Raw genomic sequence first — 25,992 nt, 5'->3', positions numbered from 1 at the left:
ATGTCGAATAAACCTGTGTCGAATAAAATGAAGAGTAAAACTGTTCAGCTTAGCCATGGTGGCGGTGGTAAAGAGATGAACGCACTGATCCAGGATATTTTCTTCAGTGAATTTCATAATCCGATCTTAAACAGCGAGGAAGATGCGGCACTATTGAATCTTTCCGGTGAGACGGCATTTACCACCGACTCGTTTACCGTCGCCCCAATTTTCTTCGCCGGCGGCGATATAGGAAAACTGGCTATCGCGGGAACGGTTAACGATCTGGCAATGATGGGAGCAGAGCCACAGTATTTGAGCTGTAGCTTCATCATCGAAGAGGGTTTTGAGGTTTCTAAGCTCAAGACAATTGCCGCGAGTATGCGTACCGAGTTAGCTAAGAGTGGCACACGCATCGTCTGCGGTGATACTAAGGTGGTGCCTAAAGGTTGTGCCGATGGCCTGTTTATCAATACCTCAGGCGTTGGACGTGTTTTGCACAAGGGGATCTCGGTTAAAAATATTCAGCAAGGTGATGCCATCCTGGTCTCTCGAGACATTGGACGTCATGGCGCTGCTATCTTGATGGCCAGAGAGGCACTTTCTCTCGAATCAGATCTCACCAGCGATTGCGCCAATTTATGGCCGGTGATCGAGCAGCTTATCGCTGCAAATATTGACATTCATGCTATGCGCGATGCAACACGAGGTGGATTAGCCGCAGTTCTGAATGAGTGGGCCGTGGCCTCAAATGTCGGTATTAAGGTCGAAGAGTCAGCCATCCCTATCAGTGATGAAGTGAAAGGTTTGTGCGAACTCTATGGTTTTGAGGCCCATGATTTAGCCAACGAAGGTACATTTATCATCGCACTTCCTCAGGAGATCGCTGAGGGAGCATTAGAGATAATGCAACGCTATGGTCACTGCGAAAATGCCGCCATCATAGGCACTGTGACCGATGAACACATTGGCAAAGTCGTTATCAAAACACCTTGGGGAAGTAATCGCTATCTGGATCTCCCTCACGGTGAACTACTGCCAAGGATCTGCTAATCATGCATCAGATAGACAGTTCTATTGTCACTGGCTCTGCAAGCAAGTATGCAGGAGAAGTTAATCATGCATGAGTACTCGATTGTCAGCGCCTTGATTGAACAGTGTGAACAACATGCCATCGAAAACAGGGCTAACAGCATTGCTCGGGTCGTGATAAAAATTGGCGTCATGAGTGGTGTCGAACCCGAGCTGCTTAAAACGGCGTTCGAAACGTTTAAACTCGATGGCATTTGCAAGAATGCCGAACTTGAGATGCAGATCCAGCCTCTTGTGATCCATTGCAGTGATTGCGACACCCAGACACAACTGGAGGAGAGAAACCTCATCTGCCCTCAGTGTAAGAGTTTCAACACACGGCTTACCGATGGCGAAGAGATGTTATTGATGCAACTCGAACTCGAGACAGAATAGCGTTATTAACAGATACCAACAAATTGAAGTGTTAAAGATTAAAAGCTTTTGAAACTAAACCTACAACAAACAAAATGGAGTTACCTATGAAGACAGTATTATCGATGATCGCACTACTGGCAATGCCGACAATGGCAATGGCACATTCAGGACATGAGGGTGTCGGCATGTTCCACCATATGTTTGATATATTGCCATTAGTAGCCGTTGTGATCATTGCAGCCGGTGCATTTGTCTGGAAAAAAAATCAATAGCAACTAAAGCTTCAGGCAAGGGTTTGTGTATTTGATGAACAATGAGCTTCGAACATCGAGACAAAAACTCAAAAGCATGTTTGAAGCCCTTGTTATGATCATAAAAGAGGAGGCTCCCTCCTCTTTTATCACACCGCTTATCCTCTCGAAACATTAATCTGTCAATAGAGTACATCTTTCGCTGAGTCCATTAAGGACACCAAATGAAGACCATAGAGCTAGTTTCTAAGATCACCTGCCCCGTCTGCGGGCATAGTAAAACCGAAGAGATGCCTACCAATGCGTGTCAATGGTATTACGAGTGTGAGTCATGTAAAACGCTGCTAAGGCCGCTTAAAGGTGACTGCTGCGTGTTTTGCTCATATGGTACGGTGAAGTGCCCGCCTGTGCAGGAAGGGAACAAGTGTTGTGGTTAGTTAATCTAAGCCAGACACTGAAGTCTCATTGTCTACCCCAGACAACTCTCTAGCCACACCCTATCAAGCTAATACCCGGTTTGATTACCTACTTGCGCCCGTAGTAACTTGAACTTATGAAAACCTTTATCTCGCAGGCGCTGCAGATCAAAATCGATCATGCCCTTACTTTCACGGGCCTTTATCGGCTGTGAGCACTTAAACTCATCCCCGGTAAACTTATTCATCTTTGAAAAAGATTTATAGCAGATCCTGGCGGGACAGGTATAGGCGCATCCGGCGTTGGCAAACAGCCTTATCCTGCTCTTATCATCGATGCTGTCTAATAGCGCATCATCATCGTTAGCAACCATAGGCAAAACCACCGTGGTGTAGATAGCTAACGCATCTTCAATCTGACTTGAGGTGGTAATATTTTTAATCACACTCGCTTCAATATCATAATCAGGAAGTCATTGCGGATCCACTGGGCTAAGTCATCATTAGTACAGATAATGGAGTTAAGCGGCTTATGGTACTTCTGCAAAATTCGTTTGTTTTGCTGATATTCATCGCGAGTGGCAAAGTGGTTGGTCATCGGGATCCTAACCCCTATCCCCCACTCATTCAGTTGTAAGACATCGCTATTGGAAAGTTGGCGTTGTTGAAAGGCCCGACCGCCATACAGGGTCGAGCGCTCGACAAAACCGAAGATACTCTCAATCTGGCTCAGAGGAAGTGAAGCGAAATTTGTCTTCAGAAAATTGCCGATTGGCTCCAGTCGGCTCTTCCCTCTTGCCGAAACTGTAAAGGTAGAAAGTGGTGTAACGATTTTTTTTGCTGCAATATTTTCCATCTGGGCTTCTGTTTTAATTATAATTTGTCACCCACTATAAGAGACACCGCTGATTTTACCTTGATTCACATCAAAAATAACATTTTAGATACATAAGATAAAAGATACCTAATTGATATCCCATCAAGCCAGCCACTATTGACATGCGACGTTTTAAGCTTTAAATCAATAGCTTGAAAACATCGCAGTATAATCACCAAGCGAGGTACAAACGATAAGATGAAGTGAACAGCAGTTATCACTAAAAAATGTTAACCTGCTGTATATGAAAGCGGCTGATTAACTAACCACAATCACCTTTTCACTCCCGGCGCTTTGCTGGCCGTTAATCGTTAAACCTCTTCCGGCATACAGACCGAACAGGGCGCAGAGTCCGCAAGCCGATGCGCAGAGTGCAAGAGGAGTCTCCCAGCTGTTTGTCACACTGTAGATAGAACCTACCAAGGCAGGTCCCGTAGCCGCCAACAGATAACCGACACTCTGAGACATACCCGATAGCGCCGCTGCCTGGTGTGGGTTATCCGTACGCAAACTGATGAAAGACAAACCAAGAATTAACCCCGCACCAGCACCGAAGCCAAATATCACGGTCCATAACATCGCAAGTTGCGGCAGATAGAGTAATCCCAATATAGATAGCATGGCGGCAGCTGAAACGCTAAATGCTAACCCGCGCTGATCTTTCAGTCTTCCCAGCACAGGGATTAGCAATAAGCCGGGTATCGCCGTTGATAGCTGCAGCAATCCATGCATTGCTCCCGCCTGTGAAGCCGAGTAACCAGCATCGATAAGAATAGTCGGTAGCCAACCGATTATGATGTAGGAGATAAATGAATTAAAGCCGAGAAAAAAGGTCACCTGCCACGCCAATGGCGAACGCCATACCTTTCCACCACGGGGAAGACCCCGGGTATCTTCCGACGGTTGAGTGTGATTTCTCATCTGTGGTAGCCAGAGCGCCATGGAAAGCAATGGGATCACGATGAAACTCCCCATCGAAAAGGCCCAGCCGTTATCATGAAATTGTGCCAGTGGGACAGCAACGGCAGAGCCGATGGCGGAGCCTACTCCCATAGTCAATGCATACACAGCAGTAAACGTTGCAATACGGGCAGGGAAATCACGCTTTAATAAGCTGGGTAACAACACATTTCCGATAGCGATACCGCAGCCGAGAATCACAGTCCCCAAATAGAGAGCCGTTACACTTCCCGATGAACGGATCAAGATCCCCAACGCAATGATGCTTAACGCCCCCATAATCGAAGGCTCTAAACCATACTCTTTTGCCAGATATGAGGCTATGGGTGACACTATCGCGAAAGCCAGTAGCGGCAAGGTTGTCAGTAAACCCGCCTGTGTTGTTGATAACTGGAGACTCTCACTGAGCATGGATAATAACGGGGCGACGCCCGTGATAGGTGCACGTAGATTTGCCGCGATCAGTAATATTCCGGCTATCAATAATCCGCTTTGAGTACTTCTTTTCATTGTAGAACCTGATGAATTAAACAGGTGGGAACTATAAATATTTCGGCGTTCGCTGAATTTAGATATAATGCCATTTAATACCTAAAACCTGCCATATATTGAGTTATGTCGAACAATACTGCTGACTTTGACCCGGATCTGTCTCCTCTCGATGTTGTAGGTCTCAGGCAAAATGACATCAAGCCTGCCGATGAGCTCCCCGTTCATACCCATCAAAAAGGTCAACTGATCCTTGCCCTGCATGGTTACATCACCTGTGAAATATCCGATGCGATATGGATAGCACCTCCGCAAAGTGCGGTCTGGATCCCAGCGGGCTTCCCCCACAGCAACAAGGTGTCCGGTGATGCTTCCTTATGCCTACTTTTTATCGCACCTCATGTGGCAGACTTACCTGCACGCAGCTGCACCTTGTCTATATCCCCCCTGTTAAGAGAGCTCATTAAACATTTTGCTCAACTGCCTCAGAGTTATGAAACTGGAGATCCCACCGATCTGTTAGTCAAGGTTCTGCTACACGAACTGGCTCAGATGCCTACAAACCAACTGGAATTTCCGATATCTCAAAATAGTAAATTAAGAAAAATAGCAGAATCATTGATGACGGCGCCAAATGACAGAAGTACGGTGGCACAGTGGGCCTCGCGCTACGCCATGAGTGAACGAACCCTGACAAGGTTAATCAAAAAGGAGACGGGGATGTCATTCGGAAGGTGGAGAACTCAATTACATATCATTATTGCCATACAGCGACTATCAAGCCATTACACTGTTCAGCAGGTCTCAGAAGAGCTGGGTTATGAGTCTGTCAGTGCGTTTATCACCATGTTCAAGAAAAAACTGGGCGAGTCTCCCAAACGTTATGTGAATAAAAAGGAGTAACCATAGCTGCTTATCTACATTCTCTCTCATCTACATTCCCCCCTCATCTCTTATCCTAAAAGTGATAAGTTTCAAAGGAGAAAAGTTTCATTAAGTAAATATTACTCAGCGCTCACTATCTTCAAAACTTGCTCAAGAAAAGCGGCATAATCTGTTTCGCTCTGATTGACACTGAAGACTATCGTAAGCTGTTGTGCGGGATCGACATATAACATGACGCCCCAATGCCCCGGGTGATAGAAGATGAGTTCACCCGATGAATTTTCGTCGATAAATGGTCCAAACCCTATCCCTTCCGAGCCTTGAGTCGTCATCATGGCCGTGTAGGTTTGCGGCCGCTCAAAAAAACTCCCCTCTGCTAATGCGATACCAAACCGGGTTAAGTCCGCCGTTGTGGTAACAAAGCCGCCGTCAGCAAATTCCATACTCGGGTGAATTTGGTTCATATCATAATCGCCGGCATAACTATGGATAAGTTCAACCTCTGTTGGCCACCCCTGAGCCTGCTCAAAGGTATTCTCAAGATTTAAAGGGGCCAACACCTGCTCACGCACGACCCTGTGATAGGCCTGTTCAGTGACGGCCTCGATAACCAGACCCAGTAAGATATAACCTGCAGAGGTATATTCCTGACCCTTTCCCGGCTCATATTTCAGACCAAGCTCGGCAGCAAAAGACAATAACTCTTGTGGTTGTTTCTCCTTTTCTGAATTTTGCATCATCCAGCTGTTTTTAGCCGGGTCATTATCAATATTGGCTAAACCACTGGTGTGGGACAGCAGTTGGCCTATGGTGACCATATCGCTATAGTCACCAAAAAGTGGATAGATCAGTTTACTATCGAGGTAATAACCGACCGGGGCATCGAGACTGAGTTTACCCTTCTCGGCTAATTTCAACACGGTGACGGCGGTAAAAAGTTTGCCTACGCTGGCTGAGCGAAAATAGGCATTGGCGGAAACAGGTCTGTCATCATCGTCAGCGAAAGACCAAAAACCTGAAGCCCCGTCAAATACAGTGACGTCTGCGCGCTGCACTCTCAATAAAACACTGGGAACCTCACTCCTGTCAGCCCAAGCGGTAACCAACTCGCCTAGTTCGCTCCTTTGTTGCTCAAGCATGGAATGACCCACAGGTTCAGCCTCATCCGACGCATCGCTGCAGGCCGAAATGACTAACAGAAGAGAAGATAACAAGAAACCCGATAGCTTTTTCATGACAACACTTTTCATGACAACTCCTTAATTCAGGAAACCGCGTTTCAATCCTTGTCTCTTCAACCGTGTCAGTCAAAGTTCAAGAGGGATAAGCGGTTAAACAGGATTATTGATATCGACAAAGTGATGCTCTAAATTAAATTCTCTCGCCAAATGCTCGCCCAGGGCCTGTATTCCATAACGCTCGGTCGCATGATGCCCGGCGGCGAAATAGTGGACATCCAACTCCATGGCACTGTGAAAGGTTCGCTCCGATACTTCACCACTGATAAAGGCATCGACACCGAGTTCGGCCGCAATATCGATGTAATCCTGAGCTCCCCCACTGCACCAGGCGATGTTTTGAATCTCATCGTTGCTTTGCCCAATGTGTAGCGCGTCTCTGTTTAACACACGGTTTAGCTGAGATGAGAAGGCCTCGACAGACATAGGCGTATCCAAGCGCCCCTGCCAGATAAGTCCCTGGGCGACCCCCTCTACCGGCTCTGCATCCAAAATATCGAGTCTACGGCCGAGCTCGGCGTTATTGCCTAACATAGGGTGGCCGTCCAGCGGAAGATGGTAACCGAAAAGGTTGATGTCGTTAGCGAGTAAAGCCTTGATCCTACGCTGCTTCATACCCGTGATGACTTCAGGCTCCCCTTTCCAGAAAAAACCATGATGTACGAGAATCGCATCGGCATTTAACGCTACAGCTCTATCGATCAATGCCTGACAAGCCGTCACCCCTGTGACGATTGTGGCGATCTTTGAGCGTCCTTCCACCTGTAATCCGTTGGGGGCATAGTCTTTATAGTTGGAAATCTGAAGTAACTCTGAAAGATATCGGCTTAGCTCTGTACGTGTCATTGAAACGCCCTTGATTATTTTTTGGAAGTGTAACTGGTATAAATAATGACACAGTCCTCACGTCCAGCTGATTATTAACTAAACTAAGTGGTAACTAAATCGCCTGTTCGTTACCGGCTTCGCTATGATTTTAGTCGCATTATGTTCATAAAATCGATGAAAACGTCAGATTTTCAGTGAAAATTGGACTTTTTACCAGTTTCACCTATAAAATTGGCTCAAACCTTCAGGTAAACATTAAAATAAATAGGTTATAACTATGTCAAAACTGACCAAAGAAGAGGTTATCAGCGCGTTAGAGTCTGCCTTAGCCGACAAGCAAGGTAGTGCTGTAACAATCGAGCAAAAGGGAAGCTGGTACAAAATCGATGGCGGTAAGTCACTACGTTTCAGTGAACTCGAGAGCATGCTAGCCGAAATGAACGGCGCAACATCACCTCAGGCAGCAACTGAAACTAAAGCGAAGCCTGTGGCTAAAACCACAAAGCCTAAAGCGGCAGCCAAAAAGGCGCCGGCGAAGAAAGCCAAGTCTGCTAATGCCAGCGGTGGTAAAACACCGAAAGAGTTATGGCGTGAGAAACTTGCAGGAAAAGGACAGCTACCTCGCGGTTTCTAGTCCTGATCCTACTTGCGATAAATAAAAAGGAGCCAATTGGCTCCTTTTTATTTATCCGGGTTTTGCTACACCTTCCACATCAGCCCTTCATATGAGCCCTTCATATGAGCCCTTCATATGAGCCCATCATATGAGTCCATTACATGGCACGGTCGACCCTAACACCGCCTTTAAGATAAACCACCCGGACTTCATCGCCAGTATTGAAAATCATTCCCTGATCTAAGTCCTGAATAATCATCACCTGCTCACCATCATCTTGTTTAATCATCAATTCAACCAGCTTTAATTCCTGAACATAGCTCGAGCTCCCGTGACGATTTCCCACTCCCGCGCCTATCAGCGCTCCCAGAACGGTGGCAACATCCTTACCGCTTCCGCCACCAAACTGATGTCCGATGACACCGCCAATAAGGGCTCCGCCGAAGGTTTTCCAACCTTGATTTCTATCCTCTACCAGCTGTTTCTCTGTAATATTCCTGACAGAAACAATACTACCGTAGACCACTTTTTCAACGGGTACAGCCTGGTTACGATCATAACCGGCATGCGCCGGCAGGAATATGCTAAAAAACAAGCAAACGTAGAATAAGCGACTAATACTAGGTTTCAACATAATCAATTTTCCGCTAACTTATAAGAAGGTCTCATAAAGATAATCTTACTCAATTGTGAACTCACTGTCCTATTTAAATCATGAGCTCGAAAGGTTTCCTTCACCGGAATACGCGCTTACCGACCCTAATGGTCTGCTCGCTATTGGTGGAGACTTACATCCGACTCGACTGTTTAATGCCTACTACGAAGGTATTTTCCCCTGGTTTAATGCCGACGACCCTATTCTTTGGTGGTCTCCCGATCCCCGTGCGGTGTTCGTTCCCGGCACGATGAAGACCAGTCGAAGCTTAATAAAATCACTTAAGAAACAACCTTGGACCTTTACCATAAACCGCGCCTTTGAAGAGGTGATGAAAGGCTGCGCTGCACCCAGGGCAGCTCAGGATGGCACATGGATCACCCAAGACATTCAACACGCCTACCTTGAGCTACATAAACAGGGGCTGGCACACTCTGTCGAGGTCTGGAATGAGGAGACACTGATCGGCGGCTTATACGGATTGGCCATAGGACAGGTTTTCTGTGGTGAGTCTATGTTTCATACACAGACAAATGCTTCTAAAGCTGCCATGCTGATATTACATCAGTATCTTTTAAAACAAGGGTTCAAACTCATAGACGCTCAGGTGGTGAATCCGCATCTTGAGTCATTAGGCGCCACCGCATTAAAGAGAAAAGATTTTATTAATCTACTTAAACGTTTTCGTGACGGTAAGGTCGTCTCGAATTCCTGGGTAGCAAAAGAGGTATTTCTTGAGCTTTAAATCACAGCCTATATCGGTCGGAATAACGAAAACCTTTCCCTGCAGCTATATCGAAACAGAGTTAGAGCAGTTATTGGTCCTTCAGGAGGACAATATCGGGTTGGCACTATTCGAGCAGCTCTTGGCGCTAGGTTTCAGGCGTAGCGGCGGTACCATCTATAAGCCTCAATGTCCGCATTGTAACGCCTGCCTGCCGATTAGGATCCCTTCTTTTTTATTCACCCCTTCAAGAAGACAGAAAAGAACCCTGAAGAATAACCAGGATCTCATTTGGAAAATTGTCGATACACAAGCCGAAAGCCATTATGAACTTTATGAGACTTACATCAATGTAAGACACAAAGATGGTCCTATGTACCCTGCTTCGAGGGAGCAGTATAACCATTTTATCGACTCTGGCTGGCTCGATCCCATATTTATTGAACTGTGGAATAAAGATAGACTCATCGGCGTTGCCGTTACCGATATACTGCCAAACAGTTTATCGGCCATATACAGTTTTTTTGCTCCCGATGAACATAAACGTTCCTTAGGTTCACTGCTTATTTTGATCCAATGCCGTCTGGCAAAACTGATGCACAAAGAGTTCATCTACCTTGGATATCAGATCGATGAATCCAGAAAGATGAACTATAAACGTGACTACACGCCATATCAGATTTTAACTTCATCCGGTTGGCAGCAAACTCCTGAAGAATAAAACCAATTAGACAATCTTTCCCCTCCGCCTCTCCCTTGGCTATTTATCACGCTTAGGCTAACCTTCTCTTTACAGGAGCGGTAAATTACGGCATGATACGCCCGTTTTTAATATTTGAAGGCTAACAGGATAACTGATTAATGGCGAAAGAAGACAACATTGAGATGCAAGGCACGATCCTTGAAACCTTGCCGAACACAATGTTTCGTGTAGAGCTAGAGAACGGTCACGTTGTGATTGCACACATCTCAGGCAAAATGCGCAAAAACTACATTAGAATTTTGACCGGTGATAAGGTCACAGTTCAGCTGACCCCTTACGATTTGAGCAAAGGTCGCATCGTCTTCCGTTCACGCTAAGTTAGCAATAACAGATTTTTAAAAACCGGCAAGGCCGGTTTTTTTATTTCAATCGTATTAAAAAAGGCTGCAGTTGCAGCCTTTTTTTTATTCCCATAAGCAGGAAAGCATCAACCGTTCACTTTCTCAGGACTCTTGATAGAGATAACTAATTCATCTTTATTGATATCGACATGGGCGACACCGCCCTTCTCAAGGTCGCCGAATAAGATCTCATCGGCTAATGGCCGCTTAATCAATTCGGTAACGACTCTCGCCATCGGCCTTGCTCCCATCGACTTATCATAGCCTTTCTCTGCGAGTAAGGTTCTGGCTTCATCACTGACATCTAAAGTCACCCCCTTATCATCGAGTTGAGCCTGAAGTTCGACGAGGAACTTATCTACAACCTTAGCAATCACCATCATATCGAGATGGTTGAACCAGATGATCTCGTCTAACCGGTTTCTGAATTCCGGTGAAAAGACCTTATTGATCTCAGACAGTGCATCCAGACTGTGGTCTTGTTGCTTAAAGCCTATCGACTTTCTCACCGTCTCCTGAACACCGGCATTGGTCGTCATCACCAGGGTCACATGCCTGAAATCGGCCTTACGGCCATTGTTGTCGGTTAAGGTACCGTGATCCATCACCTGCAACAGCAAGTTATAGACATCAGGGTGCGCCTTTTCGATCTCATCGAGCAATACCACACAGTGAGGTGTTTTAATCACAGCATCGGTTAACAGACCACCTTGGTCGTAACCAACATAACCCGGAGGCGCACCGATAAGACGTGAAACCGTATGACTTTCCATGTACTCAGACATATCGAATCGCACTAAGTTAAGACCAAGACATTTAGCCAGTTGACTGGTCACCTCGGTCTTACCTACACCCGTGGGACCGGCAAACAAGAAGCTTCCAACAGGCTTCTGTTCTCCGCCTAAACCACTTCTGGACAAGCGAATCGCTGAACTGAGGCTCTCAATCGCATTATCCTGACCAAAAACCACCATCTTAAGGTTACGGTCAAGATTACGCAGAAGATCTCTGTCAGTTGCCGATACAGACTTCTCAGGAATACGCGCCATCTTGGCAATGATCGCCTCAATCTCTCCCTGACCGATCGTTTTCTTACGACGACTCGCGGGTTGCATCGCCATACGGGCACCCGCTTCATCGATGACATCGATAGCCTTATCCGGGAGGTGGCGATCGTTAATGTGTTTATCAGACAATTTTGCAGCAACACTCAGTGCAGCCATCGTATACCTGACACCATGATGCTCTTCATACTTAGATTTAAGTCCCTGAAGGATCTTGGTTGTTTCAGCCACCGAAGGTTCATTAATATCTACCTTCTGGAAACGTCTGGCTAATGCCCTATCCTTCTCAAAAATACTCTGGTATTCCTGATAGGTCGTCGAGCCCATGCATCTCAGCTTACCGCCGGATAGCAGAGGTTTAAGCAGATTCGATGCGTCCATCACGCCACCCGATGCAGCGCCTGCACCTATGATGGTATGAATTTCATCGATAAATAAAATTGCGTGCTCATCATGCTCGAGTTCTTTAAGAAGGCTCTTAAAGCGCTTTTCAAAATCACCTCGATACTTAGTCCCGGCTAACAGAGCGCCTAAATCTAATGAGTAGACGGTAGCCTTACTCATGATGTCAGGTACTTCCTCTTTTACAATTCGGTACGCCAGCCCCTCAGCGATGGCGGTTTTCCCCACCCCCGCTTCCCCTACTAACAAGGGATTATTCTTTCTTCTGCGACAGAGAATTTGGATGGAACGCTCTATCTCGTCACTTCGACCGATTAAGGGATCGATACTTCCGCTAAGAGCACGTTCATTAAGATTGTCTGCAAATTGAGACAATTTACTCTTCTCTTCTTCTGTCTCAGTTTGATCTTCGATTCGTTCCTGATTTAACCCGCTATCCATCTCATCTTTAGAAACACCATGAGAGATAAAGTTAACCACATCGAGGCGGGTCACTTCGCCATTACGCAGGAGATAGACAGCTTGAGATTCCTGCTCACTGAAGATGGCAACGAGAACATTGGCACCGGTCACTTCATTGCGACCCGATGATTGAACGTGGAAAACGGCCCTTTGCAGTACTCGCTGAAAACCTAGTGTAGGTTGAGTCTCTCTATCGTCTTCAGGATCGGCGATAATAGGCGTCGTTTGTTGAATAAAACCTGACACATCTTCTCTTAACTTATCAAGATTTGCCCCACATGCCACCAAAGCTTCTTGTGCTGCGGGGTTGTCAATCAAGGCTAAGAGTAAGTGTTCAACCGTCATATACTCATGACGGGCATCTCTGGCTTGCTGAAAAGCCAGATTCAAGGTGACTTCAAGATCTTTATTTAGCATAAGCACCCCCTAAATTTACAACGTAATTTACCCAATTCAGGCTTTCTCTAAAGAACACAGTAACGGATGTTGGTTTTGTCTTGCAAACTGATTTACCTGAGCAACCTTAGTTTCTGCAATACCAAAAGGAAATACTCCACAGATCCCTTTACCCTGATTATGAATAGCCAACATGATGTCCGTGGCATCCTGTTCATTCTTTTTGAAAAAGAGTTGTAAAACCTCAATCACAAAATCCATCGGAGTGTAATCATCATTATTTAATATCACCTTATACATCGGAGGTGGCATTAATTCCGATTCAACACGCTCTTCTACATGTTCGATATTTACTGCTTTACCCATGTTTCAATATTAGCCTCTAGTATTGGCTTGTACCAATCAATGACAATTTAATTGCCATTGATAACTCAACATCTCATAAATCCCGCACTGATTGATACAACTTTTTTACCGATTTGTTGATTAAATGTTAATTTATTCTTGACATACAATCATACTGCTTTCATTCTGTTCAACAGGCGGTGAATTTTTCCCGCCTACTAAGTTTTACTATCTTACTGGGAAGTAGACAACAGAAGGAAGTGGAAGTATGGCAAACGGAACTGTTAAATGGTTCAACAACGCCAAAGGATTCGGGTTTATCTGCCCTGAAGCTGGTGGTGAAGACGTTTTTGCACACTATTCTACCATCGAAATGGAAGGCTATCGAACTCTAAAAGCAGGCCAACCAGTCCAATTCGAAGTAGAAGCCGGTCCAAAAGGTATGCACGCGTCAGCAATTTCGCCAACAAATTAGTGGTGCGATGTAAGAAAAAAAAGGCAGGGAATTTAATATTCCCTGCCTTTTTATTTTGTTTCTAGCTAATACCTATCGGTATAATACGTTAACAGCGAAGAGGTTCACCTCTCCGCTGACTTTTTGCCGTTAGTATTAAACCGCAAACAAGGCGTTCAATGTCTGACTTGGACGCATCTCAGCGGAGGCTTTATCCGCATCGAGACGATAATAACCACCCAGATCGACAGCATCTCCCTGAGCACTATTGAGTTCATCGACAATTTTAGTCTCACTGTTCGTCAATGAATCAGCCAGACCGGTAAACTGTGCTTTCAGATCTGCATCCTGGCTCTGCTCCGCAACAGCCTGAGCCCAATACATAGCAAGATAGAAATGACTACCTCGGTTATCGAGCTGACCGACACGACGCAACGGTGACTTATTTTGGTCAAGGAAGCGGCCAATCGCACTGTCTAACGTATCGGCTAACACCTGTGCCTTAGCGTTATCGGTAGTCTGACTCAGGTGCTCCAGTGATGCCGCAAGGGCTAAGAATTCGCCCAGAGAATCCCAACGCAAGTGACCTTCCTTTTCAACTTGCTGAACATGCTTAGGCGCACTTCCGCCTGCACCGGTTTCGAATAACCCGCCGCCATTCATCAGAGGTACAATTGAAAGCATTTTAGCACTCGTACCAAGCTCGAGAATTGGAAATAGATCGGTCAGATAATCACGCAGTACATTACCTGTCACAGATATGGTATTTAACCCATCTTTAGTTCGTTGTAGTGTAAAGCGAGTCGCTTCCACCGGTGACATGATGTGGATCTCTAACCCGTCAGTATCATGTTCAGGCAGGTACTGATTCACTTTCTTAATGATTTGCGCATCGTGTGCACGGTTTTCATCTAACCAGAACACGGCAGGAGTCGAGGAGAGGCGTGAGCGTTTAACGGCGAGTTTCACCCAATCACGGATCGGCGCATCTTTAACCTGACACATTCTCCAGATATCACCGGCTTCGACCTCATGTGACAATAATACGTCGCCATGGTTATCAATGACTTGAACCGTACCGGCTGCCGGGATCTCAAATGTTTTATCATGGCTGCCATACTCTTCAGCCTTTTGCGCCATCAAGCCCACATTTGGTACGCTTCCCATGGTTGACGGATTAAAGGCACCATTTTTCTTACAAAATTGCATGGTCTCTTGATACACACCGGCATAGCAACGGTCCGGGATCATCGCCTTAGTATCTTTAGGCTGGCCATCCACGCCCCACATCATTCCAGATGTGCGGATTGCAGCTGGCATAGAAGCATCGATGATCACATCGCTAGGCACGTGAAGGTTGGTGATCCCCTTGTCTGAATCGACCATAGCCAGCTCAGGACGTGTCTGATAGATAGCCGCGATATCGGCTTCAATTTCTGCTTTTTGAGCCTCTGGCAGCGTAGCTATCTTAGTGTAGACATCACCGATACCATTGTTTACATCGACACCCAACTGCTCAAACAGCGCTGAATGTTTAGCGAACAACTCTTTGTAGTAAACCTTAACGGCATGACCAAAAAGAATAGGGTCTGAGACCTTCATCATGGTCGCTTTCAGGTGAAGAGAGAGTAGAACTCCCTGTGCCTTTGCGTCTTGGGTCTCACGCTCAAAGAACTCAAGCAATGATTTCTTGCTCATGACAGAAGCATCGATAACCTCACCGATCTTCAAAGAGAGAGACTCTCTTAATACCAGCTCCCCCCCATCTTTCTTGGCCAGTACTATATGTACATTACTCTCTTGGGCAAGCGTTAATGATTGCTCGCTACCATAAAAATCTCCTTCGCTCATATGCGCGACATGAGATTTTGATTCTTTGCTCCAGGCACCCATAGAGTGAGGATTCTTCTGTGCGTACTTCTTTACTGAACCCGGAGCGCGACGATCTGAGTTTCCTTCACGAAGAACCGGATTAACCGCACTGCCTTTAATTTTGTCATAACGTGCCTGAATCGCTTTTTCGGCTGCGTTAGCAGGCTCATCGGGATAGGACGGAATGTCGTAGCCTTTATTCTGTAACTCTAAAATACAGGCTTTAAGCTGAGGAATTGATGCACTGATGTTAGGTAGCTTGATAATATTCGCATCAGGCTGACTCACTAATTCACCTAATTCACCCAAGGCATCTGAAATTTTTTGTGCATCTGTAAGCTTGTTAGGGAAATTAGCAATAATCCGACCCGATAGAGAGATATCACGAGTTTCAACATTCACACCAGCGGCTTGAGTAAACGTCTTGATAATAGGTAACAAAGACAGAGTGGCTAAGGCTGGCGCTTCGTCCGTTTCAGTATAAATAATCGTTGATGATTTGTCGGTCATTTTTAGTCCTACATTATTGTAATAATAAAGAATTTAAGATACTTATAGTTTATTCTTATACTGTTTTTATATGTAATACAGTTTCTTATAAGAGTTATCATACAGGCCTGCAAACGGCCCTCTAATCATTGCTGAAGGTGGTCACTGAAGGCCATAAAGCATCTTATTTCGCGAGTTTTACACTCACAAAATGCAAGACCTTCAGGCCTGAATAACGCATTACCACCCACGTTGAACTTCTCAAAACTTAATAACAACTTGGCGCAGATCACACTTTAATGGCGCATATCATAAAACATTCCAGACAATATTCAAATTCCACTAATGGCCAATGCACAGTACACTAGTATGAATTAAGTCATACTATGCCAGAAGTTAGCCCAAGTGAGTCACACAAATTCTCGTCAATCTAAATCTAAAAGCGCCACTTTACCTTCCTCTACGGATCGCAGAGGAACATCCAACAGGTTTAATAAGGCAAAAAGCCCGCATCAACGCGCTGACAAAACCAAAAACCGTAAATCGGTTAAACCCAGAGCAAAGGATCCCATCATAGTCTTGTTTAACAAGCCATTCGATGTGCTCTGTCAGTTCACCGATGAACAGGGACGACAAACCTTAAAAGACTATATTCCCATTGCTGATGTCTATGCCGCCGGGCGATTGGACCGGGATAGTGAAGGCCTGCTGTTACTCACCAACGACGGGAAGTTACAGTCAAAAATCACCGAGCCGAAGAAAAAAACCTTCAAGACCTATTGGGTACAGGTTGAGGGTGAACCTGGCCAAGACGATTTAGATAAGTTACGCCATGGAGTCGAGCTAAAAGATGGGATGACCTTACCGGCAAAAGTTATGATAATGACCCAACCCGATGTATGGCCTCGTACTCCCCCCATCAGAGAGCGCAAAGACATACCGACGACCTGGCTCGAAATTCAAATCTGTGAAGGCCGTAACCGTCAGGTAAGAAGGATGACCGCAAATATCGGATTTCCCACTCTCAGATTAATTCGCTATAAAATAGGACAATGGAGTCTTAACGATCTCCAATCCGGAGAATTCCAGCGTATCGATATGCCAAACTAACCAGATCACATCTGGTTAGATTTCTACAGCGCGAAGTATATTGAATACCTGTTTTTATCTGTAAGTCTGCACATTTAAAGGGGCAAACGATGGGCGATAGATATAAACCCAATGTCACAGTGGCGTGTATTATTGAGTGCCAGAACAGGTACCTTATCGTCGAAGAGATCATCGACGGGATTAAGCGCTACAATCAGCCGGCCGGGCATCTTGAAAAAGATGAAACCCTGATCATGGCCTGTGAACGTGAAGTTTTCGAAGAGACGGGATTAACCGTGTCGCCTCAGGGCTTAACCGGCATTTATCAATTTGCTGCCAATGATAGCCTCGCCTTTCTCAGGTTCACCTTTTTTGCGCGTATCGAAACCCTCTCCCCTCTCCGGCCTCAAGATCCGGACATTAACCGGGCATTATGGTTAACGTATGATGAGATAGAGGGTTTAGAGCAGGTACTCAGGAGTCCTCTGGTGTTATCCAGCCTCGATGACTTTCGTAACAAAATTCACTATCCGCTGGAACTGCTTAATGGCGACCATCTGAGGTTAGCCCCGGGCTCGAATGCGTGATAGAATACGCCCCCGAAAATGTAGCTTATTTTCTGTGTCACTTCGGCTCTTCTGCTGAATGACGACTAACAATAAGCTGCGAAGACACATTCAACGGTTTTAGGATCTATGGCATTAATCGAACCCACTGCTATTAATAATAAAAAAGTCATCGTCGGCATGTCTGGCGGTGTTGATTCATCAGTTTCGGCTTACCTGTTACTTAAACAGGGATATCAGGTCGAAGGTCTTTTCATGAAAAACTGGGAAGAAGATGACACCGATGAATATTGTGCCGCAGCAGACGATCTAAAAGATGCGCAAGCAGTATGTGACAAGCTGGGTATAAAACTGCACACCGTCAACTTCGCCTCTGAATATTGGGACAATGTGTTCGAGTATTTTTTAGCCGAATATAAAGCGGGCAGAACGCCAAACCCGGATATCATCTGTAATAAAGAGATTAAATTTAAAGCTTTTCTCGAATTTGCAGATGACATCTTAGATGCAGACTATATCGCTATGGGTCATTATGTTCGCAGAAGCGATGAAAGCGGTCAGAGCCAGATGCTACGAGGCAGAGATGGCAACAAAGACCAAAGCTACTTCCTCTACACCTTAAGCCATGAGCAAATTTCCCGCTCACTCTTCCCTGTAGGCGAACTTGAAAAGAGCGAAGTCAGAGAGATAGCGAAAGAGATGGGTCTCGTCACCCATGACAAGAAAGACAGTACCGGGATCTGCTTTATCGGCGAACGAAAGTTTACTGACTTCCTGAGTACCTTCCTGCCTGCGCAGCCGGGAAACATTGAAACAGCAGAGGGTGAGGTCATAGGCACTCACCAGGGTCTTATGTACCACACCTTAGGTCAGCGTAAAGGCCTGGGTATCGGCGGCATGAAGAACAGTAATGATGACCCTTGGTATGTGGTCGACAAAGAGATGGACAGAAATGTACTCGTTGTCGGTCAAGGCGGTCATCATCCAAGATTAATGTCGGTGGGTTTCTATGCCGATCAACTCCACTGGGTTGACAGAAAGGGGCCTATCGATGGTGCTCAGATCACGGTCAAGACTCGCTACCGCCAAAGAGATGTTGCCTGCACATTAACTTATGAAGGCGACGACAGAATCAAGGTCCTATTCGATGAGCCCGTAGCAGCGGTGACCCCTGGTCAATCGGCGGTGTTTTATGATGCCGAGCTTTGCTTAGGCGGCGGTATCATCGATTCATTAATTAGAGAATAAAACGTGAGCGATCAGCTAATTGACCGTACTATGGCCTTTGCAGGGATTTTGCAGGCCATAGCACAAGTGCAACACATAGCCAGGCATGGTAACTCTGACAAAGATGGTCTTGCTGCCAGTTTGAACACTGTATTAGTAACGAACCCAGACACGACCGCAGATGTTTATGCTGACAAGGTCGCCTTAAATAAAGGCTACCAACTCATCATCAACCAACTCGGTGATGCTAAAGATAAAGATGTCGAAGTGACTCGATACCTTGTCGGTATATTAGCCTTAGAGAGAAAGTTGGCTCGTGGCAATGCCATGAGTATATTATCGGAAAGAATCAATCAAATTCACCGTCAGCTTCACCACTTTGAGATCACCGACGAACAGGTCATCGCCAATTTCGCTGGTATCTATAGCGATATTATCAGCACCTTAGGTCCAAAAATTCAAATATCGGGTAATCCGGAATATCTGAAACAATCTCAGGTACAGGAAAAAATCCGAGCACTGCTGTTGTCTGCCATGCGCAGCGCAGTATTGTGGCGCCAATTAGGAGGCAAGCGCAGACACCTTGTCTTCGCCAGAAAAACAATAGTCGATACGGCAAAAAAAAGCCTCACCCTATAAATAAGCTAAGTTCATAAAGGAGCTTCAAATGGAACTTTCCGCACTAACTGCTATCTCTCCCGTAGACGGTCGTTATGGTAGTAAAACCGCCTCACTTAGAGGGATTTTCAGCGAGTACGGCCTGACCAAGTACCGTGTTCAAGTCGAAATAAACTGGTTGAAGCTGCTTTCCAGCTGCCCAGAAATTGAAGAAGTTCCCCCTTTTAGCGAGACAGCGCTTGCCCTTCTCGATCAAATTAAAGATAACTTCAGTGAAGAAGATGCGCTTCGCATTAAAAAGATTGAAGCCACCACCAACCATGATGTAAAAGCGGTTGAATACTTCATTAAAGAGCAAGTAGCAAACAATGCAGAACTTGTTGCAATCGATGAGTTTGTTCACTTTGCTTGTACCTCTGAAGATATCAATAACCTGTCTCATGGTCTGATGCTCAGTGAAGCACGTGAACAGGTATTGGCACCATACTGTCAGCAGGTCATCGATGCGATCAAGGCCTTAGCAAAAGAGCACCGTTCTGTACCTTTAATGTCTCGTACCCACGGACAGCCAGCCTCTCCTTCTACACTAGGTAAAGAGATGGCTAACGTTGTTATTCGTCTCGAGCGTCAATTAAAGCAGATCAATGCTGTTGAAGTCATGGGTAAGATCAATGGTGCCGTAGGTAACTACAACGCTCACCTATCTGCCTACCCTGAAGTTGATTGGCATACACTTTCACAGCGTTTTGTCACCAGCCTGGGACTTAACTGGAACCCTTACACTACACAGATCGAGCCACACGATTATATCGCCGAGCTCTTCGATGCAGTTGCGCGTTTCAATACTGTACTTATCGATTTCGACCGTGATATCTGGGGCTACATTGCTCTGGGTCACTTCAAGCAAAAAACCATTGCAGGCGAAATTGGCTCTTCGACCATGCCACATAAAGTGAACCCTATCGATTTTGAAAACTCGGAAGGTAACTTAGGTATTGCTAACGCACTTATGCAGCATCTGGCATCTAAGCTTCCGGTTTCTCGCTGGCAGCGTGATCTTACCGATTCGACTGTGCTCAGAAACTTAGGTGTTGGCATGGCTCATGCGTTAATCGCCTACCAGGCAACACTCAAAGGGATCAGTAAGCTTCAAGTGAACGAAGAGCAACTTCGTGCTGAGCTGGATAAAAACTGGGAAGTATTGGCAGAGCCTGTACAAACAGTTATGCGCCGCTATGGTATCGAGAAGCCCTATGAGAAGCTAAAAGAGCTGACTCGTGGTAAGCGTATCGATGGTGAGCAACTCGCCCTCTTTATCGATAGTCTTGAGTTACCTGAAGATGTCAAAATCGAACTTAAGAAGATGACACCTGCTAACTACATCGGCCGCGCGGAAGCCTTCGTAGACGAACTATAGTCATCGCCTTAATGGCAAGCTATCTTTAAGCTATACAAAAGCGGTAAGCTAATACTTACCGCTTTTTTTATAACTCACATCAAGTTATCACAAAAATCTAATTAAGTTACTATGTATAAACTAAATCTGAATATTTCTGAGTTTTTAACGTCTCACTGGCAAAAAAAACCGTTAGTTATCAAGAATGCCTTTACGAATTTTGATGATCCCATAAGTGCCGATGAACTGGCTGGTCTTGCCTGCGAAGAGGAGATATCTTCTCGCGTGATTGTCACTCAGGATAAAGGTTGGAATATTATTCAGGGTCCAATAGAGGATTACAGCGAATTTGGTGAAAATAACTGGCAACTTTTAGTTCAGGCAGTAAACCATTGGTATCAAGATACGATCCCACTGATTGAAGCTTTTCGATTTATCCCTGATTGGCGCTTCGATGATCTTATGGTCTCTTTTGCAACTCCCGGTGGCGGCGTCGGACCTCATATCGATAATTATGATGTTTTTCTGCTACAGGGAGAGGGCAGCAGACGCTGGAAGGTAGGAGCTAAGGGTGAATATGCTCCACGCGGGGGCGATATGAACACCGCACTGATCGATGACTTCGACCCCATTATCGACGTCGTACTCGAGTCGGGTGATATGCTCTATATCCCGCCAGGCTATCCCCATTGCGCCAAAACGCTCACCACAGCTCTGAGCTATTCAATCGGCTTTAGAGCTCCGAGTCAGCAAGAGCTATTAACGGGTATTGCCGATCACCTGCTGGACACTAACACGGGATTAAAACGCTTCACCTCGAGCTCTGAACCGACTTCTGCAGCGACACTGCCTGTTAAACAGCAGCAAGAGATGCTCAGCCTGTTAAGTGAGTTATTACACCAACCTGAGCACTATCAAGCGGTATTAGGCCAGATTTTAAGCCAAAATCGTTTCGAACTGGATATATCAGAGCCGGAGGCGCCCTACTCTTTAGACGAGTTAAAGTCTGCATTGGCTGAAGGGGCTGAGATACACAGGATCGGCGGGTTAAAAGTCATATCGCTCGAAAACGATATAAATAGTCGGCTTTTTATTAATGGTGAGATTGTTAACTTTAAATCCTGTGATATGACGCAATTGTCCCAGATTGCTAACTCTCTGACGATGACCAATAGAGAAGCTGCCGCACTCTGCCAATCTGATGAATTAGCTCACTTTATTTTAGAACAGCTCAATAGAGGCTATTACTACCTGGCTTAATACCTATCGGTATAATCCCAGCTGTTGAACATGTGTATTTAGCTAAGATTGCTAAGATTGCTAAGATTGCTAAGATCAAAAATGGCATCGAATCGATGCCATTTTATCTATCTCATAACGAATAACCGTTACAGGGTTATGCCCACAACTTTTCATCATTGTGGATCTGGTAGAGGCTTTCTGCCCTTGATACCAGTAACTGTGCAAATTTTGCCTGCATAGGATCTTTGGTTGCGCCTGATTTGTGTAGGTTTTCAGCTTTTAGCTGCCACATCATAGAGAAATGACGAATTGCCTCACGCGCCGTCCCGGCAACATTCACATCGACATAATCCGAGGGAAGATCGCCTGACATCACCCAAAAAGTTTGTTTCTTCGGCTGTTTAGATTCCATTTTCCAAACTGCAACGTAAGGAGCTAAATAACGGCTTTCATCAGCAATAACATTACTCGGGATCACTCCTTTTTCGGCGAGAAAACGATTCGCTTTCTGAAAGTGTTCTCTGATCCACTCTTGTCTCAGCGCTTCCTGTTTTTCCTGATCAATCTCTTGAGTTTGATCGACTGCTTGCTCCGTCATACTTAATTCCTATCTTATTGTTATTTTGCACATCTGTAAGCGCTTTCCAAAAGTGTCCTTACTTTGTCCAAAGAAACATCACCAAACTTTACGTTAACGTAAAGTGGAAAGCTAAATTGCCACGCAGATCACAATTAATCCAAATCTTTACTTTGTTGAGGGTATCCCTAAATGCTATCGTTCTGCAATAAATTTAAATAAGCCGTCGAATGAACACTTCATGTTCTCGACGTTTTCATTCCCCAGCGGAGAACTGTACGTGGCTGTATTCAATCATATCTCTTTTGACGAACATGAACAGGTTGTATTTTGTCAGGACAAAGAAAGTGGCTTAAAAGCGATTATCGCCATCCACAATACAAAACTAGGGCCTGCTGTTGGTGGCTGTAGAATGTGGAACTACGAGTCTGACGACGAAGCCTTAAATGATGTATTAAGACTGTCTCGTGGCATGACCTATAAAAATGCCCTTGCCGGATTAGATATGGGCGGCGGTAAGTCTGTGATCATCGCCGATCCAGAGACAGAAAACAGAGAAGAGCTGTTTCGTGCTTTTGGCCGCTGCATTCACGGTCTTGGCGGAAAATATTATTCAGCAGAAGATGTCGGTGTGTCGACTGCAGATATTATGATCGCCCATGAAGAGACGCCATATATGGCAGGCCTTGAAGGCAAAAGCGGCGACCCATCACCTTTCACAGCTCTGGGAACATATTTAGGCATAAAGGCCGCAGTAAAGCATCAGCGCGGTCTTGATTCACTCAAAGGACTCAAAATCTCGGTTCAGGGTGTTGGCCATGTCGGTTATTACCTATGCCGTCACTTGCACGAAGAGGGAGCCGAGCTTATCGTTACCGATATCCACCAGTCTTCTTTAGACAAGGTCGCCACTGAGTTCGGTGCTACCGTGGTGGCTCCACAAGACATCTATAAGCAAGATGTCGACGTTTATGCTCCTTGTGCATTGGGCGCAACCGTCAATGATGTCACCATTCCACAACTTAAAGCAACAATCGTTGCCGGTTGTGCCAATAACCAGTTAGCCGAGCTACGTCATGGTGAGAAGCTTAAAGAGCTCGATATCCTGTATGCGCCGGACTATGTGATCAATGCCGGTGGCATTATCAACGTGTCGTTCGAAAAAGATTATGACGTGACCTCATCGACTAAAAAAGTCGAGGAGATCTACGGCACTCTCATGAGAATATTTGCCCAGGCAGACGAGCAGAATAGAACGACAGGTTCGGTAGCCGATGAGATGGCACGCAACATCATTGAAGCCCCCAAAAGCTAAGATCTGTTAGTAACACTTCTCACAAGTTTGATGAAGGGACGAAATCATTATTTCGTCCCTTTTTTTAATTATTTTTTTTTACCTGTGCTGCCAAAGGGATAGAAATTTGACACAGAAATTTCACCTTCCCGACTGGATAATGTCATATTTGTCTGCTTGACTTAGAGCCTCGTTATCTCGCGAAGGAAAACGCTATGGTTACTTTCAAGTATGATCTCAACCAAGATGTAGTTGAACTTCAAGCCAGCAATTGGTGCGGCTTAGAGCAGGTTTTCATCAACGGAAAAATGGTGTCGAGAAAACTTAACTTTAGTCAAAACAGCGAACATAAAATTAAGCTTAATGATGGTAATTCATGCCGTTTTCAATTACTTATAGACCCCACATCTGAACAGATGGTCTGCAGGATATATAAGAGAAATAGCTTGGTCACCAGTATCAATCAAGGTAAAGAAAACTTACTACAGAGTAGAAAACTGCTTCAAAATATGACCATTTTCTTTACCCTTTCAGGTTTGCTGTTCTTACTGCTTAACTGAGGGCTGAGATAGGAGCGCGCAGTTAACACAAGGTGATAGAATCGCCTTTAATGCAGATCTGCTGACTGTCCTGATAATTACCGCTTCCAGCCGTCACCGTTGTAATAGAGAGCTTCTGTTTATCTGATCCATTCTCGATTAACATCGCCTTTAAAATGGTGCCATCACGGGGAATTGACACTGCGCCAGCAAAATCTCCTACAGATAGATCTCGATACAGTTTGACTGTAATACTTCCTATGGACCTGGGCTCTAACCTCCCTTCACTCACGACTAATGTGGCGCCATTAGCCAGTTCAAACTTTTCCAGGTAAACCCCAGGCGAAGAGTGAGCTGCAGTATCAGATTTGGGCTTAGGTTTATTGATATTGATTGAGCACGCGCTAACGGCGAAAGATAACAAGAGTAAAGGCAGATATTTGATCATAAGATCCTCTGATTGAACCTATAGAATTTAATAACAGGAAAGGGGGATGATTTAAAATAACGAATCAGTCATTCGGGGAATCGGTTAATTTTATTGAGTAAGGCCATAAAGGCTAAGCGTTCATCACCCGATAGATTATCAAGAAAGTTGGCATTGACTCGCTCGGCTTCGATCACAAGATCTTGCTCTAACGCCTTTCCGGCATCGGTCAAAAAAATGTGAAAAGCACGACGATTGTCTGCTTCCTGGTGTCGGGTAACCAGACCTTGTACCTGTAGTTGGTCGAGTAGGCGCGTCATCGTATAATGTGCAACATCACACCGTTTCGATAATTCAGTCTGCGTGATCCCCTCCTCTTGCCACAAGGCAAAAAGAACCGGCCAGAGTTTTATATCGAGTTGGTAGCGTTTGAGCTTTTGATCCAATGCATTTTGTAGATCAATATTCAAATGCGACACAAGATACCCGAGGCTTTCATACTGTTTCAATCAGCATCTCCAATCCATCAGCACCTGATTTAATACTACCACTTAGCCTGCAAGAAACTAGCATTAGTCATAACTAATTACGAATTAAAGCTTAAACCTTTGATTAATTGTTAAATTTTAAGAAATCATGAACTCATTGATAAAGCGGTAATAACAAGCTCGCCCCAATTTAGCTTTGAGCCCTCTTTCTAACTCAAAGAATATGCCTTCATCATGAAGTTCAAATGCCTTAACACTCTCCACCTGGTGCTGCGTCTCGAGAGCAGAGTCCAGCAAAAATGAAGTCTCTTTTTGTTCGTAGTCCACGATGATTATCGCCGCTTCGGCAACCGTAACCGGCAACTTTTCAACTGGGGTAATCAAGTAATATTGACCGTCGATGCAGTGCAAAATCGATGAAAAGAGCCGTGCAAACTTCTTAGGTAACTGCTCACCTCGATAATACCAATCTCCTTGGCTACTGATATTAAATAGGGGTTCCTCAGAGCAAAGCGGTACCCCGTTTGTCAGCTTAGCTAACTCACCATCGGCATCCGTGTTGTTTTCGCTCATA

General features: G+C 45.2%; 31 protein-coding genes. 18 read left to right on the top strand and 13 right to left on the bottom strand.

The window, feature by feature from the left end:
- The 4 genes from hypE (at nt 1) to EKG39_RS23695 (ending at nt 2,116) form a co-directional block, all read left to right on the top strand.
- Nucleotides 1-1,032 (top strand): hydrogenase expression/formation protein HypE, encoded by a 1,032-nt coding sequence (hypE, locus tag EKG39_RS19075; protein ID WP_425470192.1) that lies wholly within the window; start codon nt 1-3, stop codon nt 1,030-1,032.
- Between the two features lie 66 nt (nt 1,033-1,098).
- Nucleotides 1,099-1,446, top strand: coding sequence for a hydrogenase/urease nickel incorporation protein HypA (gene hypA, locus EKG39_RS19070; RefSeq protein WP_012142244.1), 348 nt, complete (start codon nt 1,099-1,101; stop codon nt 1,444-1,446).
- A gap of 86 nt (nt 1,447-1,532) precedes the next feature.
- Nucleotides 1,533-1,700 (top strand): hypothetical protein, encoded by a 168-nt coding sequence (locus tag EKG39_RS23445; protein ID WP_185817654.1) that lies wholly within the window; start codon nt 1,533-1,535, stop codon nt 1,698-1,700.
- A gap of 203 nt (nt 1,701-1,903) precedes the next feature.
- Nucleotides 1,904-2,116, top strand: coding sequence for a GDCCVxC domain-containing (seleno)protein (locus EKG39_RS23695; RefSeq protein WP_126507597.1), 213 nt, complete (start codon nt 1,904-1,906; stop codon nt 2,114-2,116).
- A gap of 68 nt (nt 2,117-2,184) precedes the next feature.
- Here EKG39_RS23695 and EKG39_RS23690 read toward each other — a convergent pair whose 3' ends face one another.
- The 3 genes from EKG39_RS23690 to EKG39_RS19055 all read right to left on the bottom strand — a co-directional run bounded on the left by EKG39_RS23690 (nt 2,185) and on the right by EKG39_RS19055 (nt 4,442).
- Nucleotides 2,185-2,541 carry a hypothetical protein gene (locus EKG39_RS23690; protein WP_246028563.1) on the bottom strand — a complete coding sequence of 119 codons (357 nt, stop codon included), beginning with the start codon at nt 2,539-2,541 and terminating at the stop codon, nt 2,185-2,187.
- A complete protein-coding gene (locus EKG39_RS23685; protein WP_246028562.1) occupies nt 2,538-2,951 on the bottom strand; it encodes a hypothetical protein in 414 nt (137 codons plus the stop codon). The genes EKG39_RS23690 and EKG39_RS23685 overlap by 4 nt, the downstream gene beginning before the upstream one ends.
- 279 nt (nt 2,952-3,230) lie before the next feature.
- Nucleotides 3,231-4,442 (bottom strand): CynX/NimT family MFS transporter, encoded by a 1,212-nt coding sequence (locus EKG39_RS19055; protein ID WP_126507595.1) that lies wholly within the window; start codon nt 4,440-4,442, stop codon nt 3,231-3,233.
- Nucleotides 4,443-4,547: 105 nt separating this feature from the next.
- On the opposite strand from EKG39_RS19055, the gene EKG39_RS19050 reads away from it, so the two are divergent.
- Nucleotides 4,548-5,324, top strand: a complete 777-nt coding sequence (locus EKG39_RS19050; protein ID WP_126507593.1) for an AraC family transcriptional regulator — start codon at nt 4,548-4,550, stop codon at nt 5,322-5,324.
- A gap of 101 nt (nt 5,325-5,425) precedes the next feature.
- Here the strand turns inward: EKG39_RS19050 and EKG39_RS19045 are convergent, their stop codons facing one another.
- Nucleotides 5,426-6,556, bottom strand: coding sequence for a serine hydrolase domain-containing protein (locus tag EKG39_RS19045; RefSeq protein ID WP_126507591.1), 1,131 nt, complete (start codon nt 6,554-6,556; stop codon nt 5,426-5,428).
- An 81-nt stretch (nt 6,557-6,637) separates the two neighbouring features.
- Entirely contained in the window at nt 6,638-7,390 is a 753-nt protein-coding gene (locus tag EKG39_RS19040; protein WP_126507589.1) for a Nif3-like dinuclear metal center hexameric protein, read from the bottom strand.
- A 259-nt stretch (nt 7,391-7,649) separates the two neighbouring features.
- Here EKG39_RS19040 and EKG39_RS19035 point away from each other — a divergent pair, with 259 nt between their 5' ends.
- Complete coding sequence (locus EKG39_RS19035; RefSeq protein WP_126507588.1) at nt 7,650-8,006, top strand: hypothetical protein; 357 nt, start codon at nt 7,650-7,652, stop codon at nt 8,004-8,006.
- A 139-nt stretch (nt 8,007-8,145) separates the two neighbouring features.
- On the opposite strand, the gene EKG39_RS19030 is transcribed toward EKG39_RS19035, so the two are convergent.
- Nucleotides 8,146-8,622: an outer membrane lipoprotein gene (locus EKG39_RS19030; RefSeq protein WP_126507586.1), complete on the bottom strand. Its 477-nt coding sequence runs from the start codon at nt 8,620-8,622 to the stop codon at nt 8,146-8,148.
- A 55-nt stretch (nt 8,623-8,677) separates the two neighbouring features.
- On the opposite strand from EKG39_RS19030, the gene aat reads away from it, so the two are divergent.
- The 3 genes from aat (at nt 8,678) to infA (ending at nt 10,447) form a co-directional block, all read left to right on the top strand.
- Nucleotides 8,678-9,388, top strand: a complete 711-nt coding sequence (gene aat, locus EKG39_RS19025; protein WP_126507579.1) for a leucyl/phenylalanyl-tRNA--protein transferase — start codon at nt 8,678-8,680, stop codon at nt 9,386-9,388.
- Entirely contained in the window at nt 9,378-10,088 is a 711-nt protein-coding gene (locus tag EKG39_RS19020) for an arginyltransferase (RefSeq protein WP_126507577.1), read from the top strand. Before aat ends, EKG39_RS19020 begins: the two co-directional genes overlap by 11 nt.
- A gap of 140 nt (nt 10,089-10,228) precedes the next feature.
- On the top strand, nt 10,229-10,447 hold the full coding sequence (infA, locus tag EKG39_RS19015) for a translation initiation factor IF-1 (protein WP_011865366.1): 219 nt from the start codon (nt 10,229-10,231) through the stop codon (nt 10,445-10,447).
- Between the two features lie 110 nt (nt 10,448-10,557).
- Here the strand turns inward: infA and clpA are convergent, their stop codons facing one another.
- Together clpA and clpS are read right to left on the bottom strand one after the other, a co-directional pair.
- On the bottom strand, nt 10,558-12,816 hold the full coding sequence (gene clpA / locus EKG39_RS19010; RefSeq protein WP_126507575.1) for an ATP-dependent Clp protease ATP-binding subunit ClpA: 2,259 nt from the start codon (nt 12,814-12,816) through the stop codon (nt 10,558-10,560).
- A gap of 36 nt (nt 12,817-12,852) precedes the next feature.
- A complete protein-coding gene (gene clpS, locus EKG39_RS19005) occupies nt 12,853-13,161 on the bottom strand; it encodes an ATP-dependent Clp protease adapter ClpS (RefSeq protein ID WP_012142232.1) in 309 nt (102 codons plus the stop codon).
- A gap of 247 nt (nt 13,162-13,408) precedes the next feature.
- Between clpS and cspD the strand changes: the two genes are divergently transcribed.
- Nucleotides 13,409-13,615, top strand: a complete 207-nt coding sequence (gene cspD / locus EKG39_RS19000) for a cold shock domain-containing protein CspD (RefSeq protein ID WP_012142231.1) — start codon at nt 13,409-13,411, stop codon at nt 13,613-13,615.
- A 135-nt stretch (nt 13,616-13,750) separates the two neighbouring features.
- Here the strand turns inward: cspD and EKG39_RS18995 are convergent, their stop codons facing one another.
- Nucleotides 13,751-15,976, bottom strand: a complete 2,226-nt coding sequence (locus EKG39_RS18995; RefSeq protein ID WP_126507573.1) for an NADP-dependent isocitrate dehydrogenase — start codon at nt 15,974-15,976, stop codon at nt 13,751-13,753.
- 384 nt (nt 15,977-16,360) lie between these two features.
- Between EKG39_RS18995 and EKG39_RS18990 the strand changes: the two genes are divergently transcribed.
- The 6 genes from EKG39_RS18990 (at nt 16,361) to EKG39_RS18965 (ending at nt 22,111) form a co-directional block, all read left to right on the top strand.
- On the top strand, nt 16,361-17,065 hold the full coding sequence (locus tag EKG39_RS18990) for a pseudouridine synthase (protein ID WP_126507571.1): 705 nt from the start codon (nt 16,361-16,363) through the stop codon (nt 17,063-17,065).
- Between the two features lie 89 nt (nt 17,066-17,154).
- Nucleotides 17,155-17,631 carry an NUDIX hydrolase gene (locus tag EKG39_RS18985; RefSeq protein WP_126507569.1) on the top strand — a complete coding sequence of 159 codons (477 nt, stop codon included), beginning with the start codon at nt 17,155-17,157 and terminating at the stop codon, nt 17,629-17,631.
- Between the two features lie 108 nt (nt 17,632-17,739).
- Nucleotides 17,740-18,858: a tRNA 2-thiouridine(34) synthase MnmA gene (gene mnmA / locus EKG39_RS18980; protein WP_126507567.1), complete on the top strand. Its 1,119-nt coding sequence runs from the start codon at nt 17,740-17,742 to the stop codon at nt 18,856-18,858.
- 3 nt (nt 18,859-18,861) lie between these two features.
- A complete protein-coding gene (hflD, locus tag EKG39_RS18975) occupies nt 18,862-19,476 on the top strand; it encodes a high frequency lysogenization protein HflD (RefSeq protein WP_126507565.1) in 615 nt (204 codons plus the stop codon).
- Between the two features lie 28 nt (nt 19,477-19,504).
- Complete coding sequence (purB, locus tag EKG39_RS18970; RefSeq protein ID WP_126507563.1) at nt 19,505-20,872, top strand: adenylosuccinate lyase; 1,368 nt, start codon at nt 19,505-19,507, stop codon at nt 20,870-20,872.
- Between the two features lie 111 nt (nt 20,873-20,983).
- Entirely contained in the window at nt 20,984-22,111 is a 1,128-nt protein-coding gene (locus EKG39_RS18965) for a ribosomal protein uL16 3-hydroxylase (protein WP_126507561.1), read from the top strand.
- Nucleotides 22,112-22,247: 136 nt separating this feature from the next.
- Here the strand turns inward: EKG39_RS18965 and EKG39_RS18960 are convergent, their stop codons facing one another.
- A complete protein-coding gene (locus tag EKG39_RS18960) occupies nt 22,248-22,691 on the bottom strand; it encodes a DUF4826 family protein (protein ID WP_126507559.1) in 444 nt (147 codons plus the stop codon).
- A 259-nt stretch (nt 22,692-22,950) separates the two neighbouring features.
- Here EKG39_RS18960 and EKG39_RS18955 point away from each other — a divergent pair, with 259 nt between their 5' ends.
- Nucleotides 22,951-23,985 (top strand): Leu/Phe/Val dehydrogenase, encoded by a 1,035-nt coding sequence (locus tag EKG39_RS18955; RefSeq protein WP_126507557.1) that lies wholly within the window; start codon nt 22,951-22,953, stop codon nt 23,983-23,985.
- Nucleotides 23,986-24,179: 194 nt separating this feature from the next.
- The gene (locus EKG39_RS18950) at nt 24,180-24,524 is read left to right on the top strand and encodes a hypothetical protein (RefSeq protein WP_126507555.1); all 345 of its coding nucleotides are present in this window, start codon (nt 24,180-24,182) and stop codon (nt 24,522-24,524) included.
- Nucleotides 24,525-24,546: 22 nt separating this feature from the next.
- Here the strand turns inward: EKG39_RS18950 and EKG39_RS18945 are convergent, their stop codons facing one another.
- The 3 genes from EKG39_RS18945 to EKG39_RS18935 form a co-directional block, all read right to left on the bottom strand.
- A complete protein-coding gene (locus EKG39_RS18945; protein WP_126507553.1) occupies nt 24,547-24,951 on the bottom strand; it encodes a PliI family lysozyme inhibitor of I-type lysozyme in 405 nt (134 codons plus the stop codon).
- Between the two features lie 68 nt (nt 24,952-25,019).
- Entirely contained in the window at nt 25,020-25,439 is a 420-nt protein-coding gene (locus EKG39_RS18940) for a MarR family winged helix-turn-helix transcriptional regulator (protein WP_126507552.1), read from the bottom strand.
- A 117-nt stretch (nt 25,440-25,556) separates the two neighbouring features.
- Nucleotides 25,557-25,991 carry a DUF1285 domain-containing protein gene (locus EKG39_RS18935; RefSeq protein ID WP_126507550.1) on the bottom strand — a complete coding sequence of 145 codons (435 nt, stop codon included), beginning with the start codon at nt 25,989-25,991 and terminating at the stop codon, nt 25,557-25,559.
- Nucleotide 25,992 lies beyond the last annotated feature (1 nt).

The sequence above is a fragment of the Shewanella atlantica genome (assembly GCF_003966265.1).
Taxonomy (GTDB): domain Bacteria; phylum Pseudomonadota; class Gammaproteobacteria; order Enterobacterales; family Shewanellaceae; genus Shewanella; species Shewanella atlantica.
Note: the sequence above shows the minus strand (reverse complement) of the source record. Positions and strands in the feature narration are given on the sequence as shown.